Genomic DNA, 19,223 nt, shown 5'->3' on the forward strand with positions numbered 1-19,223 from the left:
TTGGCCTTTTGCCCTGCCTTTTCCGAGTCCTAGTGTTTTAGCCGAACGTCTGAATAAAGGGCGCGGCGCTGTGCCGGATGGCAGCGGCGATCTGTGGCGCCTGGCTGCAAAGCTCAGTCGAACGCTGCAGTACCCGCTCCAGCGCTTCCAGCTGGGTGCGAATCACCTCGACCGGACGCTCCACATCGCAGACTTGCGCAAAATCCAGCAAACCCTGGCGCGAGGCGAACAGTGACTTGTTACCCATCAACTCCAGCGCCAGGACATCCTCGGGAAGGTAGGCGGTGGTGTTTACGATGTCGTAGGCGGGCGCCAGCCGTGCATCACGCTGAGCAGGGTCGTCATAGAGCAAGCCGAAGTTCTTCAGATGCGCATCGCCATTACCGAGGATGCAGCTCAGGCTCACCGTGGCGAAGAGTTGCGCCAGCGAAGAACGGACATGTTCGGGCGCACAGAACAGGCGGATGGCCTTGGCGATCGCCGAATAGCTCTTGCTGTACTTCTGCTCCGCTGCCAAGCCCATCAGCGCGGCCATGTCTTCGAAGCCGATAGGTTCGAGATGTTCGTCGCGGTCGAACCGGCGCATGACGAAGAGCTTGGCGTTGCTGGAAAGGTGAAATTCCGGCACCGGAATGCCTGATTGGCGGGCCACGGACATGCAGAGGTATTCGTTGATCGCCAGGCCCGGAAACTCGTCGCGACCGCTCTTGATGATCAACTCGGCGGTTCTCGAGGTGAAGCGGGCATCCTCCCGCTCGGGCACCAACACCTTGGGCTGTACGCCGGAGATACCGGCGCGCAGGATGTAGCGATCCACCAATTCGACGAACAGGTCTTCCGTGCCATCCCAGGCAAGAATCTCGCTGAGCCGTTCGCCTGGAAAGCGCTGGCGTTCCAGTAGTGTATCGATCTCAGGCGATGTCACCGTCACGCGACCGATGGGCGAACTACTGCCTGTCAGGGCCAGCAGAGCCATGGGATCCAGAGGTACCAGCTTGGCCAACCTGTTGCGTAGCTGCTCCAGTACATAGCCTTCCGGCAAATTCATCTGGAAGATCGGATGCAGCTCACGGCGGCGATAGTCATCCAGGCGCACCGGCATCAGCAGACTGATGGCAGCCCTTGTCGAAGCATCGTCCTGGTAGCGGAACAGGTAGTCGCCATCCTGAGCCATGAGCGCTCCGCTCCCGCCTGCAGGGGTTGCGACTTGCAGCCGGGTCTTCATCAGTCGAATACCCCCTGAATCTCGTCCAAGGTCGGCAAGGCGGCAGGGATTATTGCCAGCTCGCAATCCAAGGCTGCGAGCGCTCGTGCGTAGGCTGCCATACCGACACGGGAGTCTCCCCGCTCCACGGCGATGATCTTTTGCCGGGTAAGGCCTGCCAGTTCGGCGAGGCTCGCTTGCGTAAGGCCTCGATTCAGGCGCCGCTGGCGGAGTTGGCTACCAAGACGTTGACTGATCAGCTCGCTATCCATGTTCTGCATACGTAACAAATTCGGTGATTTGTAACGTATACGGAACCTTATGCTTCTAGTAAAGCCAATTCTGTCGTCGTAGCAAGTCGTGCCTTTTGAGAGCGCCTGGTAGTCGCTATCTGGTAACGCCTGAATGGCTAGACGTGCAGCAACGCCAACACCCCAACCACCACCCCTCCCCCCGCCACGCCATACACCGCCGCCTGTAACCATCGCCTCCGCGTCAGCAGGGTGATAGCGGCCAGGGAGATGGCGACCTGCATGAGCATGGTGGCCTGGGCCCAGCGGTGGTGGCGGTGGAGCTGGGTTTCGCTCAGGGCTTCGTTGGCGTCGACCTTGGCTTCCAGGGCTTCGGCCTTGGTGCGGATCTCGGCCTTTTGCTGGGCGTAGCGCTGGCTGTCCTGGGTGAAGCGTTGTGCGGTCTCGGGGTTGGTCGCGAGCGCGGCGCCCAAGTCGGCGAGGTTCTGTTTTTCGCCCTTGGCCTGGTAGTAGCCCCACTGGTTGGCGGCTTCGGTCTTGGCGATGGCTTCTTCGTTCTTGTAGTAGAGCGCCAGGCTCTCGGCGTTGCCGCCCTGATAGGCGCAGAGGGCGCCTAGCGTCGCCAGGATGGCGGTGGTGACGGCGATGCGGCCGGTGAGGCTGTCGCGGCGATGGGCGCCGTGGGCGGCGTGCTCCACCTCGTGGTCGTGAGGGCCGTGGACTTCGTATTCGCTGGACAAGGCTCAGCTCCGCTGCGGATTCCTGCGGCGAGGCTAGCCCAGTCGGCTTAAGGCCTTCTTAAGAGTTGGGCAGCCGCGCCTGCAGCCAGCGGCGCAGCGGGCCGGCTACCCAGCGCTGCATGGCCAGGCCGAGCAGGACGATGAGCACCAGGTGCAGCGGCAGCATCCAGCCGGGTATGGGTATGGGGATGGGCAGGGCCAGCACCTCGCCGACGTCTTCGGCCAGGTCTTCGAGGCTGTCGCCGGCCAGGTGCATCCAGCCCAGCAGGGTGCGGGTCCAGGGTTCGAGCACGCCGATCAGCGGGGTGTGGACGGCGAAGATGCACAGTGAGGCCTCGCCGAGGCGCTGGGCCAGGCGGCGCACACCGGCGCGGCCGGGCTCGCCGAAGGTGGCGCAGGCCAGCAGCACGGCGGCCTGGAAGGGCGTGAGCAGGCCGTTATGGACCAGGTAGAACCAGCGGCGGCCATCGTCTTCCAGCAGCAGCGCACCCAGCCACAGGCCGGTCAGGCCGAACAGCAGCAGAGGTACGCGCAGGCGCTGGGTCGTCTCGGCCACCCAGGGCTCCTGCACGGCGCGATAGAGCAGGATGCCGAGCAGGAATTCCGGCAGGCGGATCAGCGGATTGCGATGGATGACGCCCACGGTGACGGTATCGAAGGCCTGGGCCCAGGTGGCCACCAGCGGGCCGAGCAGATAGAGCCCCCAGAGCACGGCGGCAGCCAGGGCCCAGCGGCGCAGGCGCATCAGGCGCGGGCCCAGCAGCGGGAACAGCAGGTAGAAGAACAGCAGCGCCGAGATCGACCAGGCGGCGCCGTTGAGCCAGAGAAAGCGCGGCTCCCAAGATTGCAGCAGGAGCAGCTGCAGCAGCACGTGGGTGGTGGCGGCCAGCCAGGACAGCGGCAGCATCTCGTCCAGCGCGCCGCCCTCCTCCAGCTGCAGATAAGGATGCTGGTTGTAGTAAACCGGCACCCCGTGTTCCAACCAGGAATCCTGGGACAGCCAGTAGGACAGCCCCAGGGCCACCAGCAGGGTGAGCAGGTGGATGGGATAGAGGTTGCACAATCGGCGCAACACGAAGCCGCGGGAGCTGCCCTTGAGCGCGCCCTGGCGATCCAGGCTGACGTGGGCCAGCAGAAAGCCGGAGAGCAGGAAGAAGGTACTGGTGGCGAAGAAGCCCATGCCGGCCAGGCGGCGGAAGGCGTCCGGCAGATCGCTGTAGAGCCCGCCCAGGTGGTAGACGACCATGTACAGCGCCATGAGAAATCTCAGCCATTCCAGGCCGTAGTAACGGGCGGTGGGGCGGAGCGCGGGTGAAGGGGTCATGGCGGCGATTTGCGGCGGGTAGGCCTTGATTATAAGCCGCCCGGACTCAACCCCTGCCGCCACTCATGACAAAAGCATGACAACCGGTGTCCTGGGACTATCAGGCGCCGGTCAGCGGGCGAGCGAGGACTCCTCCCGCCAGGAGTCCTGCTGCAGCTGAGTTCGACTGCCGCTCAGCCCGCGAAGGTAGGCTCGGGCAAACCCTGCACCCCGGGATCCAGGGCGAACAGCCCGCCGGCCAGAGGCTGATCAGCGAGATCCCCGCCGGGGCGGATGGAGGTGACGAACAGAGTGTCCAGGCTGCGTCCACCGAAAGCGCACATGGCGGGCTTCTTGACCGGCACGGCCAGGGAGCGATCCAGGCGACCGTCCGGGGTGAAGCGATGGATCAGGCCGGCATCGTTGCCGCAGATCCAGTAGCAGCCGTCCACATCCACTGCGGCGCCGTCGGGCCGGCCGGGATGGGCGTTCATGTCGACGAATAGTCGCCGATTGCTGGGGGTGCCCGTATCGGGATCGTAATCGAAGGCCCAGATCAGCTGACGGCTGGGATGGGAGTCGGACAGGTAGAGGGTGCGGCCATCGGGACTCAGGGCCAGGCCGTTGGGGACGATGAGGTCGTCCAGCAGCAATCGGGCACCCTCTCCTGCGGTATGGCTGTAGAGGCGCCCAGCGGTCGCGCCCTGGGCCATGTCCTGCACCATGGTGCCCACCAGGAAACGGCCCTGGCGATCGCAGCGACCGTCGTTGCATCTCATGGCCGGCTGGGCATGGTCGAGGGCGACCAGGCGCTCGCCGCGTAATTGGCCGGAGGCTTCGGTCTGCAGCGCGAAGAGGCCGCTTTCCAGACCGGCGAGCCAGCCACCGCCCTCGCGGGCGGCAATGCAGGCGAGCATCTCCGGTGCGCTCCAGCTGTCCAGGGTACCCGCCGGGGTCCAGCGGTGCAGACGTTTGGCAGGAATATCGACCCAGTAGAGCGCCTGTTCGGCGACGTGCCACACCGGGCACTCGCCGGTGGCGTTGCGGGCATCGACCAGTAGTTCAGCGGTCATGACGGGCACCCTCAGTCGTCGAAGGGGCCGGTGGCGACGAAGGCACCACCCTGGTAGACCATCGACGGATCGTCCGCCGCCGGCATGGGCTGGGCTTCGACCTTGGCGCGGAATTGCTCGGAGTTGTCCTTGGGCTGGAAGCCCAGGTGCGCGGCCAGGCGATTATCCCACCAGCTGTCGCGGTTGTCGGAGGCGCCATAGACGATGGTGTGACCGACGTCCGGGGTGGTCAGGCTGCGCAGGATGAGGTCGGTCAGGTCTTCGTAGCTCAGCCAGGTGGCGAGCATGCGGCGGTTCTGCGCCTCGGGGAAGGAGGAACCGATGCGGATGCTCACCGTCTCGATGCCATAGCGATCGAAATAGAACGTCGCCAGGTTTTCGCCAAAGGCTTTGGACAGGCCGTAGTAGCTGTCTGGACGTTGGGGCACGCTGGCGTCGATGCGCTGGTCCTGGCGGTAGAAGCCGATGACATGGTTGGAGCTGGCGAAGACGATGCGCTTCACCCCGTGGCGCCGTGCGGCCTCATAGAGGTTGAAGGTGCCGCGGATGTTGGCTTCGAGGATGGGCTCGAAGGCGTGCTCGGTGGAGATGCCGCCAAAGTGCAGAATGGCATCGACGCCTTCCACCAGGGCATGGACGCCGGCCTTGTCCGCCAGGTCGCAGATAACCACCTCTTCCGCTGGCCCCTGGGCCGCATCCATCGGCGCGATATCGGACAGGCGCAGGATCTCGGCATGGGGCTTGAGCCGCTGGCGCAGCTCCTTGCCCAGGCCGCCCGCGGCGCCGGTGAGCAGGAGTCGATGGAAACGAGACGAGGAAACTTCGGACATGACTGGGCGCCTTCTTATGGAGTTATCTGGCAAGAGGTACGACATCCCACCTCTTTTCACGATTCTCGCGAGCGTCTGGAGTCCTGTCAATGCTACCTAAGCGGACAGGCAGGGCAGCCTTAGCCTGAACGTCGCGCCCTGTCCGGCGATGCTTTCCACGTGCAAGCTGCCGCGGTGCGCCTTGACGATCTGGTCGGCGATATAGAGCCCCAGGCCCAGGCCGGCGATGTTCTCGGTACCGCTGGCGCGCTCGAACTGGCGGAAGATCAGCGCCTGGTGCTCCACCGGGATGCCGATGCCATGGTCCTTGACGCTGAGCTCCACCTCGGCCCCATCGCTGCGCAGGGAGATTTCCACCGGGCGGCCGGCGCCGTATCTCATGGCGTTGGTCAGCAGGTTGGTGATCACCTGCTCGATGCGGAATTCGTCCCAGAAGCCGGGCGCCGGGCCTTCGGCGTGCAGCTCCACCGGACAGCCGGCGGCGGCGAATTGCGAGGCGAAGCTGTCCACCACGGTGTTGACCAGGGCGGCGAGATCGCACTGCGTGGGACGGATGGACAGCTTGCCGGTGCGGATGCGCGAGATGTCGAGCATGTCGTCGATCAGGTGCACCAGACGCTGGATCTGCCGCTCGTCGCGCTCGGCCATGCCGGCCAGCTTGTCGGGGGTGAAGGCTTCCAGCTTGCCCTTGTCCAGGTACATGCGACGCAGCTGGGCTTCGAGCATCAGGGTGTTGAGCGGGGTCTTGAGTTCATGGGAGACCATGGACATGAAGTCGTCCCGGGTGCGCACCGCCTGCTGCAGCTCCACCTGGGTCTGGCGCAACTCGGCCAGCAGGATCTCCTGCTCCTGGCGACTCTGTTCCAGGGCCAACAGCTGCTCGGCCAGACGCTTGCGATGCCAGTAGAGATCGACGAAGACCCGGGTCTTGCTCTTGACCGCATGGACGTCGAGGGGCTTGTGCAGGAAGTCCACCGCACCGCTCTCGTAGCCCTTGAAGGCATAGTTGAGATCGCGGCCGGCGGCGCTGACGAAGACGATGGGAATGTGCCGAGTCTTTTCCAGGCCGCGCATCATTTCCGCCAGTTCGAAGCCGTTCATGCCCGGCATCTGCACATCGAGGATCGCCAGGGCGAATTCGTGCATCAGCAGGAGCTCCAACGCGGCTTCGGCGGAGGTGGCCTGGAAGATCTCCAGCGCCTCGCTGCGCAGCAGGGCTTCCAGCGCCAGGAGATTCTCCGGCAGGTCGTCTACGAGCAGGATCTTCGCCTGTTCGACGGGTACATCAGCCATGGTCGCGTTCCAGCTCGGTGAGCAATAGATGGATGCCCGGCACATCCAGCACGAAATCCGGGTGGAATCTCTTCAACGCCGCCTCGGGCATGGTCGGCACCTCGGCCGATTGCGGCGACTGGACGACGGTCACCGCGCCGTTCTGAGCCAGGGCATGCAGGCCGCTGGCGCCGTCGTGGTTGGCACCGGTGAGCAGGACGCCGCAAACCTGCTCGCCCAGGGCATCGGCCGCGCTTTCGAACAAGACATCGATGGACGGCCGGGAAAACTGCACCGGCTCGTCGCGTGACAGCGACAGTGTGAAGTCGTCCTCCACCAGCAGGTGATAACCCGGCGGCGCGAAATACAGGGTGCCGGGCAGTATAGCGTCCTTGTCCTCGGCTTCGCGTACCCGCAGGGCCAGCCGCGCCTGGAACAACTCGGCCAGGCGCGAATTGCGATCGTCCGGCAGGTGCAGCACCACCGCCAGCGGCAGGCGAAAACTGGCCGGCAGAGGCGAGAGCAGGCGTAGCAGCACCTGCAGCCCGCCGGCCGAGGCTCCGATGACGATGAGGCGCAAGGGCTTGCGGGGCGGGAACATGCTAGAGCCTGCGGAACAGCCGTTCCTGCTTCACCACCGGCTCGAAGTGACCGGCATAGGCGGAGAAGTCCAGCGACTCCTTGCTGCCCAGGCCGAGAAAGCCGCGATGACTCAGGGACTCGTGAAACAGGCCGAGCGCCCGATTCTGCAGATTCTTGTTGAAGTAGATGAGCACGTTGCGGCAGGACACCAGCTGGGTCTCGGAAAAGACGCTGTCGGTGGCCAGGCTGTGGTCGGCGAAGGTCACGTTGGCGATCAGCGACTTGTCGAACAGGGCGCCGTCGTAGGCCGCGGTGTAATAGTCGGAAAAGGCGCGGGTACCGCCGGCCTTCTGGTAGCTGGCGGTGTAGGCGCGCATCCGCTCCAGCGGAAAGATGCCCTGGCGAGCCTTTTCCATGGAGCGCGGATTGATGTCGGTGGCATAGAAGAGCGTGCGGTCGAGCAGCCCCTCTTCCTGGAACAGGATGGCCATGGAGAAGACTTCCTCGCCGGTGCTGCAGCCGGCGATCCATACCTTGAGCGAAGGATAGGTGCGCAGCACCGGCACCACCTGCTGACGCAGGGCGAGGAAGTAGCCCGGATCGCGAAACATCTCGCTCACCGGGATGGTGATGAACTGCAGCAATTCGGCGAACAGCGCCGGATCGCGCAGGACCCGCTCCTGCAGCGTTGAGATGCTCGGGCAGTCGAAGCGCGTCAGCGCCTGCAGCACCCGCCGCTTGAGCGAGGCCTTGGAGTAGTTGCGAAAGTCGTGGCTGTATCTCAGGAAGATGCCTTCCAGCAGCAACCTCAGCTCGATGTCCTGCAGCCGTTCGCTCATGACCTAGAGGCGCTCCAGCGACGGCATCCAGACGCGGATCAGCGAGAACAGCCGGTCCAGGTCGATGGGCTTGGCCAGGTAGTCGCTGGCGCCGGCGGCGAGGCAGCGCTCCTGGTCGTCCTTCATGGCCTTGGCGGTGATGGCGATGATCGGCAGCTTCTTCATGTGCGGCCGCTTGCGGATCTCGCGCATGGCTTCGTAGCCGTCCATCATCGGCATCATGATGTCCATCAGCACCAGGTCGATGGTGTCGCTGTTGTCGAGTTTCTCCAGCGCCTCCAGGCCGTTGCGGGCGATCTCCACCTTGGCGCCCTTCTGCTCCAGGGCGCTGGTGAGGGCGAAGATGTTGCGCACGTCGTCGTCCACCAGCAGCAGGGTACGGCCGTCGAAGGCCTTCTCGCGGCTGCGAGCGCTTTCCAGCATGCGCTGGCGATCGAGCGGCATGTCGGCCTCGATCTTGTGCAGGAACAGGGTCACCTCATCCAGCAGCCGCTCCGGCGAGCGCGCGCCCTTGATGATGATGGAGCGCGAATACTTGAGCAGCGCCGCTTCTTCATCGCGGGTCAGGCTACGACCGGTGTAGACGATGACCGGAGGGAAGGAGCAGATGTCCTCGCTGGCCATGCGTTCGAGCAATTCTCCGCCCTCCATGTCGGGCAGCTTGAGGTCGATGACTATGCAGTCGTAGACCTCGTCGCGCAGCAGCTCCAGGGCCTGGCTGCCCATCTCCACCGCGGTGATCTCCACGTCCACGTCGCCGATCAGCTTGGCGATGCTGTCACGCTGGAGGGCGTCGTCCTCCACCAGCAGCACCCGCTTGATGCCGGCGGCGAACTTGGCTTCCAGGCGGGTGAAGGCCTCGCGTAGTTCGTCGCGGGTGGTGGGCTTGATGGCGTAGCCGACCGCGCCCATGTGCATGGCGGTCTCGATGCGATCCGAGGCCGAGACCACGTGTACCGGGATGTGGCGGGTCAGGGGATTTTCCTTGAGCCGCTCCAGCACCGTGAGACCGGAATGATCCGGCAGGCCCATGTCGAGCAGGATGGCGTCGGGACGGTACTCCAGCGCCGCGGCGAAGCCTTCCTCGGCGCGGTGGGCGACCAGGCAGCTGTACTTCAGTTCGTGGGCGAGATCGAAGAGGATCTGCGCGAAGGGCACCTCGTCTTCGATCACCAGCACCCGGCGATCCGGATAGGGCCAGCTGTCGCGGTCGTCGGCGAAGGCGGCGCCCACGGGTGCCGCGGCCTCGGTGACCGGCGGCGGCGCGGCCGGACGCGGGGTGGCGGCCAGGGTCGCCAGCGGCGCGGGCGTTGTGGCGGCCGGCGTGGCGGCTTGGGCCGGAGCCATGATCAGTGTCACCGGCAGGCTGGGCGCGGCGGCTTCCTGGTACTCCAGCGGCAGGCGCAGGGTGAAGGTGCTGCCCTCGCCCGGCTGGCTGGTGACGCTCAGAGTGCCTCCCAGCAGTAGCGCCAGGTCGCGGGAGATCGACAGTCCCAGACCGGTGCCGCCGTAGCGACGGGTGATGGCGCCATCCGCCTGGCGGAAGGCCTCGAAGATCAGCTCCTGCTGCTCGGCGGCGATGCCGATGCCGGTATCGCTCACCGCGAAGCTGGGCTGACCGTCTTGCAGGGACAGGCGCAGGCTGACCTGGCCGTGTTCGGTGAACTTGAAGGCGTTGGACAGCAGGTTCTTGAGGATCTGCTCGACCCGCTGGCGATCGCTGAAGAAGGCTGGCGGCATCCGCTCGTCCAGCTCCACCACGAAGGCGACGCCCTTGTTCTGGGCCACCGGCTCGAAGGCGGTCTTCAGGGCTTCCACCAGGCGGCGCACGGACATCTGCTCCGGGCGGATCTCCAGCATGCCGGCCTCGACCTTGGAGATGTCGAGAATGTCGTTGATCAGGGTGAGCAGGTCGTTGCCCGCCGAATAGATGGACTCGGCGTAGCGCACCTGCTCGGTGCTCAGGTTGCCGGCGGGGTTGTCCGCCAGCAGCTTGGACAGGATCAGCGAACTGTTCAGCGGCGTACGCAATTCATGGGACATGTTCGCCAGGAACTCGGACTTGTACTGGCTGGCCCGCTCCAGCTCGCGTGCCCGATCTTCCAGCAACTGCTGGGCTTCGTTGAGGCGATTGTTGCGGTCGTCCAGCACGTCGCGCTGCTGCAGGAGCTCCTGGGCCTGTTCGGAGAGCTGCTCGTTGGTCTGCTCCAGCTCGGCCTGCTGCTGCTCCAGATGGACCTGGGATTCCTTGAGCGCCTGGGACTGCTCTTCCAGCTCTTCGTTGGCGGTGCGCAGCTCTTCCTGCTGCACCTGCAGTTCTTCGTTGAGCTGCTGGGTTTCCGCCAGTACCTGCTGCAGGCGCTGGCGATAGCGCGCGGCTTCCACCGAGGAACCAATGGAATCGGCGATCAGGGTCAGTAGTTCTTCGTCCTGCGGACGCAGAGCACGCAGGAAACCCAGTTCCACCACGCCATTCACCCGGCCATCGTTCTCGATGGGTACGATGAGCGCCGCGCTGGCCTGGCGTTCACCCAGCGCCGAGTTGACCTTGAGGTAGTCGACGGGCAGCTGGTCGAGCGCCATGGGGCGACCGTCCAGGACGGCCTGACCGGCCAGGCCCTCGCCCGGTGCCAGGCGCTGGCGACGGCGGCGCCCCTCGTCGTCCAGGGCATAGTCGGCGACGCGCTCCAGGCTGCCATCGTCGAGACGCACATAGAGCGCGCCGGCCGCGGCGCCCAGATAGCGCGCTAGGAATTGCAGGATGCTCTGGCCCAGCGGCGCCAGCGACGCCTGGCCGATGACCGCTTCCGACAGCTGATTCTGGCCGGAGCGGAACCAGCTCTGCCGCTCCAGGTTGTCGGTGTGCTCGGCCTGCTGATCGAGCAGCCGGGTATAGGTCGCGGAGAGCCGCATGAGTTCCCGGCGACCAAAGAAGGCCATGATGCCCGACAACAGCAGGCTGACGATGAGGAAGGCGGCGACGAAGATCACCGTCATGCGGCTGGCCGTCTCGGTGCGCTCGGCGCGCATCTGCTCTTCGTAGGCGATGAAGTCGGTGTAGTCGCGCCGGATGCTGTCGATGCGATTCTTGCCCTGACCATCGCTCAGCGGTGTCTGGAAATCCCCCCCAATGCGGCGCGCCTCGATCACCTGGCTGGCGTATTGGCGCCACTCGCGGTGCACCGCCTCGATCCGCTCCAGTCGGCGAATCTGCACGGCACTGTCGCTGACCAGATTCTTCAGCTCATCGAGTTGCGGCTCGACATTGGGCAGGGCGCGCTCATAAGGCTGCAGAAAGCTGGTATTGCCGCTCAGCAGATAGCCGCGCATCCCGGTTTCCAGATCGACCACCAGGCGGAAGTTGGCGTTGGCCTCGCTGATGACGCGGTCGGTGTGCTCGACCCACTGGGTAACTTTCAGTAGGTAATAGATGATGGCGATGAAGAAGATCGCGCTGAAGACACCGATACTCAGGGGCAGGGAAAGATTGCGCTTGAGGATCTGGCTGAAGTGCTTCTGATCGAGGGGCGACTCGCGATTCATGGGGTCTGAAAGCCTTGTACAGGACGAAACGGTCGGCGGCGGCTAGGCCTCTGTCAGCGGGATTGCCGTCATCCGCCGAGACACGACCGAAGACCGATCGGAACCCTGCCACGCCTTGGCAGGGTTCTTTCGAAAAGCCTGCAGAACACGCGCTGGCCGGACGTGGACACCAGCGGCGCTGGCGTCGTAGCCTCCGTTGCAGCGGGCTCGCAGCTCAACTGATCGATCGAGACACGCAACGCGCGTCCGCGCCTCTGGTCAGCGACGGGCAATCACCCAGACGGCATGGATGATACCCGGAATGTAACCCAGCAGCGTCAACAGGATGTTCAGCCAGAAGGCACCGCCGAAGCCAACCTGCAGGAAGACGCCCACGGGAGGGAGGATGATGGCAAAGATAAGGCGGATGAGGTCCATTTCAGGCTCCAGTAGTGGGTGGGCAAGAAGATGCCTCTAAGACTGGTACGCCCGAATCAGGTTCCGGCAGGCAATAAAAAACCCCGCCGAAGCGGGGTTTCGCAGACTTAACCCGACATCCTTGTCGGGCCGCCAATCCTTGGCCATCTATCCCTGTAAGTCTCTGCCCGACATCCTTGCCGGGGGGCCATCCTGGCCACATTTCCTTGAAATCATCTGGAGCGCTGGGTACATCCTGTACCGCGATCCGATGGGTGTAGATTACGCAGCTCCCATGGACTAGGCGATGGCTTATCGCGGCGACGTCATGTAAGCCAAAGCTTACACCGCATGGCTTTTCACCTTGCCGGTCAATCGCTTAGAAGGCCTCCTCAGCCAGGGCGTAGAGCGGCTGGGCGCCACTGCGCACGGCGGCGGCCAAGCTCAGGGTGCGCGGCAGCAGGCGGGCGAAATAGAAGCGTGCAGTGGCCAGCTTGGCTTCGGCGAAGCTGGCTTCCTGATCCGCAGCAGCCGCCGCGGCCCGTGCCCAGAGATAGGCATAGGCGACATAGCCGAACAGATGCAGGTAATCCACCGAGGCGGCGCCGAGCTCATGAGGGTCGGTGGTACCCGCCTGCAGCAGCCACTCGGTCGCGCCATCCAGTTGATCCAGGGCCTGGCGCAGGGGCGCGGCGAATTCGTTGTCCGCCGGCAGGCTGGCGAGATAGCCGTGGACCTCTTCGCTGAAGGGCCGGTAGAGGGCGCCACGACTGCCGGCCAGCTTGCGGCCGACCAGGTCGAGGGCCTGGATGCCATTGGTGCCTTCGTAGATCTGGGTGATGCGCACGTCACGCACCAGTTGCTCCTGGCCCCATTCACGGATGTAGCCATGGCCGCCGAACACCTGCTGACCCGCGACACAGAGTTCCAGGCCGAGATCGGTGAGGAAGCCCTTGGCGACCGGGGTCAACAGCGCCACCAGGGCTTCGGCGCGTTCGCGCTCGACGGGCTCGGGGCTGTACTTGGCGGTGTCGAGTTGCAGGGCGACATAGCTGGAGAACAGCCGGCCGCCTTCGTTCAGGGCCTTCATGGTCAGCAGCATGCGGCGCACGTCAGGGTGAACGATGATGGGATCGGCGTTCTTGGCGGCCTGCTGGATACCGGCAGGCGAGCGGCTCTGCAGGCGCTCGCGGGCATAGGCCAGGGCATTCTGGTAGGAGCGCTCGCTCGACCCCAGGCCCTGGATGCCAACGCCCAGGCGCTCGTAGTTCATCATGGTGAACATGGCGGCCAGGCCCTTGTTGACCTCGCCCACCAGATAACCCACCGCGCCGTCGAAGTTCATCACGCAGGTGGCAGCACCCTTGATGCCCATCTTGTGTTCCAAGGAGCCACAGGCCACGGCGTTGCGCGCGCCCAGGGCACCCGCCTCGTCCACCAGGATCTTGGGCACCAGGAACAGCGAGATGCCCCGCGAGCCGGCCGGAGCATCGGGCAGCTTGGCCAGCACCAGGTGGATGATGTTCTCGGTGAGGTCGTGCTCGCCGGCGGTGATGAAGATCTTGGTGCCGGTGACCCGGTAACTGCCGTCGGCCTGGGGCTCGGCGCGGGTGCGGATCAAACCCAGGTCGGTACCGGCATGGGGCTCGGTCAGGCACATGGAGCCGGCCCACTGGCCGCTGTAGAGGTTGGGCAGATAGGCCTGCTTCAGTTCTGCGCTGCCATGGGCGTGCAGGGCCAGGCAGGCACCGGCGCTGAGCATCGGATAGAGACCGAAGGCCAGGCAGCTGGCGTGCATCATTTCCTCGACCTGGGCGGTGAGCACCTTGGGCATGCCCATGCCGCCGTATTCGGGATCGCCACCGACCCCGACCCAGCCACCTTCGGCAAAGGCCTGGTAGGCCTGGCGGAAACCCTGGGGGGTGGTCACCTCGCCGTCTTTCCAGTGGCAGCCTTCTTCATCGGAATTACGATTGAGCGGCGCCAGTTCCTGCGCGCACAGCTTGCCGGCTTCTTCGAGGATGGCATCGGCGGTCTCGCCATCCACCACCTCGGCCAGGGCGGGCCACTGACTCCAGCGGTCCTTGACCTTGAGGACGGCATCCAGCACGAAACGGATATCGCGAAGCGGCGGGGTGTAGTCGGCCATGTCGAGTCTCCTCGGAAAGTATTCTTGTCGGTATGACCCGAGTGTAAGACCGAACCGGAAGGGAGACATAGGTTCATGATCTGACCTGACGGTCAGCCGATCGGAGGTCCGCGCCGGCTGGCTTTTTTCGCATGCGTGAAAAAGCGAAAACCCCGCCGAAGCGGGGTTTTCAGAGGAGCTTCGTGCTCTTAGTAACCGAGCGCGAAGTCTTCCTCGGCCAGGGCCATCAGGCTGCCGGCACCGGCCAGCAGCGCCTCGGCATGGGCCCGGGTACGGGGCAGCAGGCGCTCGTAGTAGAAGCGCGCGGTGGCCAGCTTGGCCTGGTAGAAGGCGGCCTCGTCGGTACCGGCGGCCAGCTTCTCGGCGGCGACCCGGGCCATGTCGGCCCAGAAGTAGGCCAGGCAGACATAGCCGGAGTACATCAGGTAGTCGACGGCGGCGGCACCCACCTCCTCGCGATCCTTCATGGCGGCCATGCCGACCTTGAGGGTGATCTCGCCCCACTCCTTGTTCAGCTTGGCCAGCGGCTCGACGAAGGCCTTGAGGTCGGCATTCTCGGCCTGAGCCTGGCAGAACTTGTGCACCACCTTGGTGAAGGCCTTGAGCGACTCACCCTGGGTCATCAGCACCTTGCGACCCAGCAGGTCGATGGCTTGGATGCCGGTGGTGCCCTCGTAGAGCATGGCGATGCGCGCATCGCGCAGGTTCTGCTCCATGCCCCACTCGGCGATATAGCCGTGGCCGCCATAGATCTGCACGCCATGGCTCGCCGCCTCGAAGCCGACCTCGGTCATGAAGGCCTTGGCGATGGGGGTGAGGAAGGCCATCTGGGTCTCGGCCTGCTGCTTCTGCTCTTCGTCCTGGCTGTACTTGAGGATGTCCACCAGCTTGGCGGTGTAGTAGATCATCGCCCGGCTGCCTTCGGCGAAGGCCTTGATGGTCAGCAGCATGCGGCGCACGTCGGGGTGCACGATGATCGGATCGGCGGGCTTCTCGGGCGCCTTGGGACCGGTCAGGGATCTCATCTGCAGACGCTCGCGGGCGTACTTCAGACCACCCTGGAAGGCTACCTCGGCATGGGCCAGACCCTGCAGAGCGGTACCAACGCGAGCGAAGTTCATGAAGGTGAACATGCAGTTCAGGCCACGGTTCGGCGGGCCGATCAGGAAACCGGTGGCGCCGTCGAAGTTCATCACGCAGGTGGCGTTGCCGTGGATGCCCATCTTGTGTTCGAGGGAACCGCAGTGCACGGCATTGCGCTCGCCGGCCGCGCCGCTGGCGTCGGGCAGGCGCTTGGGCACGATGAACAGCGAGATGCCCTTGGTGCCGGCGGGGGCGTCGGGCAGGCGGGCCAGCACGATGTGGACGATGTTCTCGGCCATGTCGTGTTCACCGGCGGAGATGAAGATCTTGGTGCCGGTGATGGCGTAGCTGCCGTCCGCGCGCGGCTCGGCCTTGGTGCGCAGCATGCCCAGGTCGGAACCGCAGTGGGGTTCGGTCAGGCACATGGTGCCGGTCCATTCGCCGGTCACCAGCTTTTCCAGGTAGGTGTGCTTCTGCTCGTCGGTGCCGTGCTGCTCCAGGGTGTTCATGGCGCCGTGGGACAGGCCGGGGTACATGCCCCAGGACCAGTTGGCCTGGCCGACCATTTCCGACAGGGAGATGCCGAGGGACTCGGGCAGGCCCTGGCCACCGTGGGCCGGGTTGTGCGCCAGGCTCGGCCAGCCGCCCTCGACGAACTGGGCATAGGCTTCCTTGAAGCCATCGGGGGTCTTCACCCCCTCTTCGCTCCAGGTGCAGCCCTGCTGGTCGCCGATGCGATTGAGCGGCGCCAGGACCTGTTCGCAGAACTTGGCGCCCTCTTCGAGGATGGCGGAAACCATGTCCGGAGTGGCATCGCCGCAACCGGGCAGGCTCTGGTAGTGCGCGTCATAGCCCAGGAGTTCGTCGCGAACGAAGCGGATGTCCCGCAGGGGGGCTTTGTAATCGGGCATGACTGTTACCTCTTTGCGAATGCTTGTTGTCGAGGGTGGCGGCAGCGTCGCTACGGACCCGCCGCCAGGGCGTTTAAACAGTCGTTTGAAACTAATGTTCCAGCCCCGGCCTTGTCAAGCGCGGCGAGGACGAGCGGAACGACCGGTCAGTCCGCCAGGGCCAGGGCTTCGCGCAGTTCTGCCGCCCCGTTCGGGCGTACCAGCCGCGCCAGCTCCTGGCCTTCCTTGAAGACGATCAAGGTCGGCCAGAGCTTGACGCGGAAAGAGCGCCCCAGGCGGCGCCCGGAGCCATCCTCGATCTTGAGATGGCGCACGGTGGGATGCTCTGCCAGGGCCGTGGCAAGCAGCGGCTGGGCGGCGCGACAGTGGCCGCACCAGGGTGCGCCGAATTCCAGCAGGGTCACCCCGGGCAGGGCATCGACGTCGGCGCGGGCGGGTTCCCGCTCCGCATAGGTGGTGGTCATGGGCATGGCTGGGCTCCTGAAGTCGGTTCCAACGGTGGACAAGTCGCTGGCGGGACTGCTCGATCACGGGAAAAGGACTAGGGTCGATCCTGCGGTACGCCCCGACTTCATGACAATAAAACCAGGCGCTTCATTTCTGCCTCCGTCTCCTCCCTTTCCTGAGGCCCGCCATGAGCCAGACAGCGACCCCCGTTTCACCCGCCACCCTGCGCAAGGTCATCTCCGCCGCGTCCATCGGCAACTTCGTCGAATGGTTCGATTTCGCCCTCTACGGCTTTCTCGCCACTCTGCTCGCGGCGCACTTCTTTCCCAGTGGGGATGCCACTGCCGGCCTGCTCAAGACCTTTGCCGTCTTTGCCGTGGCCTTCGCCTTTCGCCCATTGGGCGGCATCGTCTTCGGCCTGCTGGGCGACCGCATCGGCCGCAAGCGTACCCTGGCGCTAACCATCCTGATCATGGCCGGCGCCACCGCCCTGATCGGCATCCTGCCCAGCTACGCCACCATCGGCATCTGGGCACCGATCCTGCTGACGCTGATCCGTTGCGCCCAGGGCTTTTCCGCCGGGGGCGAATACGCCGGCGCCTGCGCCTACGTGATGGAGCATTCGCCGCGCGATCGTCGCGGACGCTATGGCAGCTTCGTGCCGGTCTCGACCTTTCTCGCCTTCGCCAGCGCCGCCCTGACCGCCTGGGGACTGGAGCGGCTGCTGGGCGCCGCGGTCATGGCCGACTGGGGCTGGCGCATCCCTTTCCTGGCCGCCGCGCCGCTGGGTCTGATCGGCCTCTACCTGCGCCTGAAGCTGGACGAGACGCCGGCCTTCCAGGCGCTGGAAGCCGACCATGAGGTCAGCCATTCGCCGCTGGGCGAGACGCTCAGGCTGCAGGGTCGCTCGATCCTGCGCCTCGGTGCCTTCATCTCGCTGACGGCGCTGTCCTTCTATATGTTCACCACCTACTTCTCCACCTACCTGCAACTGGCAGGCGGCTTCGACCGGGCCGCAGCCCTGGCCATCAGCCTGATCACCCTGTTCGCCGCCGCGGCCGCCTGTCCGGTGCTGGGGCGCGTCACCGATCGCATCGGGCGGCGCATGACCACGGTGCTGGCCAGCCTGGTATTGGCGGTAGGCGTCTATCCGGCCTTGCTGCTGGCCAGCAGCGGCCAATTCGGCAGTGCCCTGCTGGGCTCCCTGTTGCTGGGCGCCGGCGCGGTACTGTGCAACGTGGTGACCGCGCCGCTGCTCAGCGAGATCTTTCCGACCCGCACCCGCTACACCGCGGGCGCCATCACCTACAACCTGGCCTACACCATCTTCGGCGGCACCGCGCCACTAATGGCGACCTGGCTGATCGGCGCCACCGGCAGCAATCTCTCACCGGCGCTCTACCTGATCCTGGTCGCTCTGCTCGGTCTGGTCGGTGGCCTGAGCCTGCCGGAGACCTCGCGGATCGATCTGGACGAGGCCGGCGACGGCGCTGAGGCTCGCTACCAGACGATCCGCAGCTAGACCGCTCGTCCCTTGGCCGGCACTTCCTCCGGGCTGACCTGCCGATAGGCAAAAGGCCCGGAGTTTCCCCCATGCCCGCCACTCACGATCTGCAACGTTTCCTCGACGCCCAGGCCGACACCTATGCCACCGCCCTGGCGGAGATCCGCGCCGGGCGCAAGCGCAGCCACTGGATGTGGTTCATCTTTCCGCAGATCCAGGGACTGGGGCGTAGCGAGACCGCCCAGCACTACGCCATCGCCTCCCGCGACGAGGCCAGTGCCTACCTTGCACATCCGCTGCTGGGATCGCGACTGCGCGAGATCACCGCGGCGGCACTGGAACATCCTGAGCTGTCCGCCACGGCGCTGTTCGGGCAGCCGGACGATCTCAAGTTTCACTCCAGCCTGACCCTCTTCGCCGCCGTGGCCGAAGACCCCGAGTCCTTTCGCCAGGCGCTGAAGACCTTTTTCGCCGGCCAGCCAGACGAAGCCACCCTGACGCGACTCTGTTAGCGCCACAGCGTGGGCAGCGCGCCCTCGCGCCCGCTCACCGGGTCGCTCGTAGGCAAGGGCACCTGGGCGATCAATTCGACCGAACGCGCATGGGCGGCCGGATCGGCGCGTTGGGTGATGAAGTCCTGTTGATCGGGCGGATAGGCGCCCACCACCAGGAAGTCCGCACTGGACTCCAGATTGCGGTGCCCGGTACCTGCCGGCAGTACCACCACATCACCCGCGGTCACCGCCACATCCTGCCCCTGCTCGCCGCCAAGACGCAGCCGCGCCTGGCCGCGCGCCACACCCAGGGCCTCATGGGCATTGGGGTGATAGTGCTGGTAGTCGTAGACGCCATAGCGCCACTGCGGCGGCCAGGCGTTGTCGGCGAACAGTCGCTCCAGCGCCGCCGCGCGGTCGGTTCCTTCCAGAGGAACCTGGCGATAGAGGAGTACGGGCAGGCGGCTGTTGGGGATGACGCCGTCATCGGCGAAGTACAGGTGCTCGGGCTGACCGGTCCCCACCGGCGCGGCCAGGGCCACGGCAGTGGGGGCGAGGCCCAGCACCAGGGAAAGGACGGACAGCGGTGGACGACGCGACAT

Annotated in this window: 17 protein-coding genes; 2 read left to right on the plus strand and 15 right to left on the minus strand. The window is 65.3% G+C overall.

From position 1 onward, the window contains the following. Positions 1-37: 37 nt before the first annotated feature. From C722_RS0105410 to C722_RS0105480, 14 genes are all read right to left on the minus strand, one after another. Positions 38-1,225 carry a type II toxin-antitoxin system HipA family toxin gene (locus tag C722_RS0105410; RefSeq protein WP_026083667.1) on the minus strand — a complete coding sequence of 396 codons (1,188 nt, stop codon included), beginning with the start codon at positions 1,223-1,225 and terminating at the stop codon, positions 38-40. Beyond that, positions 1,225-1,476 (minus strand): helix-turn-helix transcriptional regulator, encoded by a 252-nt coding sequence (locus C722_RS0105415; protein WP_026083668.1) that lies wholly within the window; start codon positions 1,474-1,476, stop codon positions 1,225-1,227. The genes C722_RS0105410 and C722_RS0105415 overlap by 1 nt, the downstream gene beginning before the upstream one ends. 137 nt (positions 1,477-1,613) lie before the next feature. Further along, positions 1,614-2,195, minus strand: coding sequence for a DUF4337 domain-containing protein (locus tag C722_RS0105420; RefSeq protein ID WP_017639531.1), 582 nt, complete (start codon positions 2,193-2,195; stop codon positions 1,614-1,616). 58 nt (positions 2,196-2,253) lie between these two features. Next, positions 2,254-3,519: an acyltransferase gene (locus tag C722_RS0105425; RefSeq protein WP_177323650.1), complete on the minus strand. Its 1,266-nt coding sequence runs from the start codon at positions 3,517-3,519 to the stop codon at positions 2,254-2,256. A 173-nt stretch (positions 3,520-3,692) separates the two neighbouring features. Beyond that, on the minus strand, positions 3,693-4,571 hold the full coding sequence (locus C722_RS0105430) for an SMP-30/gluconolactonase/LRE family protein (RefSeq protein ID WP_017639533.1): 879 nt from the start codon (positions 4,569-4,571) through the stop codon (positions 3,693-3,695). 11 nt (positions 4,572-4,582) lie between these two features. Further along, positions 4,583-5,401: an NAD(P)-dependent oxidoreductase gene (locus tag C722_RS0105435; RefSeq protein ID WP_017639534.1), complete on the minus strand. Its 819-nt coding sequence runs from the start codon at positions 5,399-5,401 to the stop codon at positions 4,583-4,585. 96 nt (positions 5,402-5,497) lie between these two features. Next, the gene (locus C722_RS0105445) at positions 5,498-6,694 is read right to left on the minus strand and encodes a hybrid sensor histidine kinase/response regulator (RefSeq protein WP_017639536.1); all 1,197 of its coding nucleotides are present in this window, start codon (positions 6,692-6,694) and stop codon (positions 5,498-5,500) included. Further along, the gene (locus C722_RS0105450; RefSeq protein WP_017639537.1) at positions 6,687-7,274 is read right to left on the minus strand and encodes a chemotaxis protein CheB; all 588 of its coding nucleotides are present in this window, start codon (positions 7,272-7,274) and stop codon (positions 6,687-6,689) included. Before C722_RS0105450 ends, C722_RS0105445 begins: the two co-directional genes overlap by 8 nt. A gap of 1 nt (position 7,275) precedes the next feature. Beyond that, on the minus strand, positions 7,276-8,094 hold the full coding sequence (locus C722_RS0105455) for a protein-glutamate O-methyltransferase CheR (RefSeq protein WP_017639538.1): 819 nt from the start codon (positions 8,092-8,094) through the stop codon (positions 7,276-7,278). A gap of 3 nt (positions 8,095-8,097) precedes the next feature. After that, positions 8,098-11,637, minus strand: coding sequence for a response regulator (locus tag C722_RS0105460; protein WP_017639539.1), 3,540 nt, complete (start codon positions 11,635-11,637; stop codon positions 8,098-8,100). Positions 11,638-11,895: 258 nt separating this feature from the next. Then, a complete protein-coding gene (locus tag C722_RS25665) occupies positions 11,896-12,054 on the minus strand; it encodes a YqaE/Pmp3 family membrane protein (RefSeq protein ID WP_007159763.1) in 159 nt (52 codons plus the stop codon). 358 nt (positions 12,055-12,412) lie between these two features. After that, positions 12,413-14,182 carry an acyl-CoA dehydrogenase C-terminal domain-containing protein gene (locus tag C722_RS0105470; RefSeq protein WP_017639540.1) on the minus strand — a complete coding sequence of 590 codons (1,770 nt, stop codon included), beginning with the start codon at positions 14,180-14,182 and terminating at the stop codon, positions 12,413-12,415. 188 nt (positions 14,183-14,370) lie between these two features. Beyond that, positions 14,371-16,176: a phenylacyl-CoA dehydrogenase gene (locus C722_RS0105475; RefSeq protein ID WP_017639541.1), complete on the minus strand. Its 1,806-nt coding sequence runs from the start codon at positions 16,174-16,176 to the stop codon at positions 14,371-14,373. Positions 16,177-16,322: 146 nt separating this feature from the next. Continuing rightward, positions 16,323-16,646: a thioredoxin family protein gene (locus C722_RS0105480; RefSeq protein ID WP_017639542.1), complete on the minus strand. Its 324-nt coding sequence runs from the start codon at positions 16,644-16,646 to the stop codon at positions 16,323-16,325. A gap of 164 nt (positions 16,647-16,810) precedes the next feature. On the opposite strand from C722_RS0105480, the gene C722_RS0105485 reads away from it, so the two are divergent. Then, the gene (locus tag C722_RS0105485) at positions 16,811-18,145 is read left to right on the plus strand and encodes an MFS transporter (RefSeq protein WP_017639543.1); all 1,335 of its coding nucleotides are present in this window, start codon (positions 16,811-16,813) and stop codon (positions 18,143-18,145) included. A 71-nt stretch (positions 18,146-18,216) separates the two neighbouring features. Continuing rightward, positions 18,217-18,639 (plus strand): DUF1810 domain-containing protein, encoded by a 423-nt coding sequence (locus C722_RS0105490; protein WP_017639544.1) that lies wholly within the window; start codon positions 18,217-18,219, stop codon positions 18,637-18,639. On the opposite strand, the gene C722_RS0105495 is transcribed toward C722_RS0105490, so the two are convergent. Then, entirely contained in the window at positions 18,636-19,223 is a 588-nt protein-coding gene (locus C722_RS0105495; RefSeq protein WP_017639545.1) for a cupin domain-containing protein, read from the minus strand. The genes C722_RS0105490 and C722_RS0105495 overlap by 4 nt on opposite strands.

This window comes from Pseudomonas sp. 313, from assembly GCF_000316965.1.
GTDB lineage: Bacteria > Pseudomonadota > Gammaproteobacteria > Pseudomonadales > Pseudomonadaceae > Chryseomonas > Chryseomonas benzopyrenica.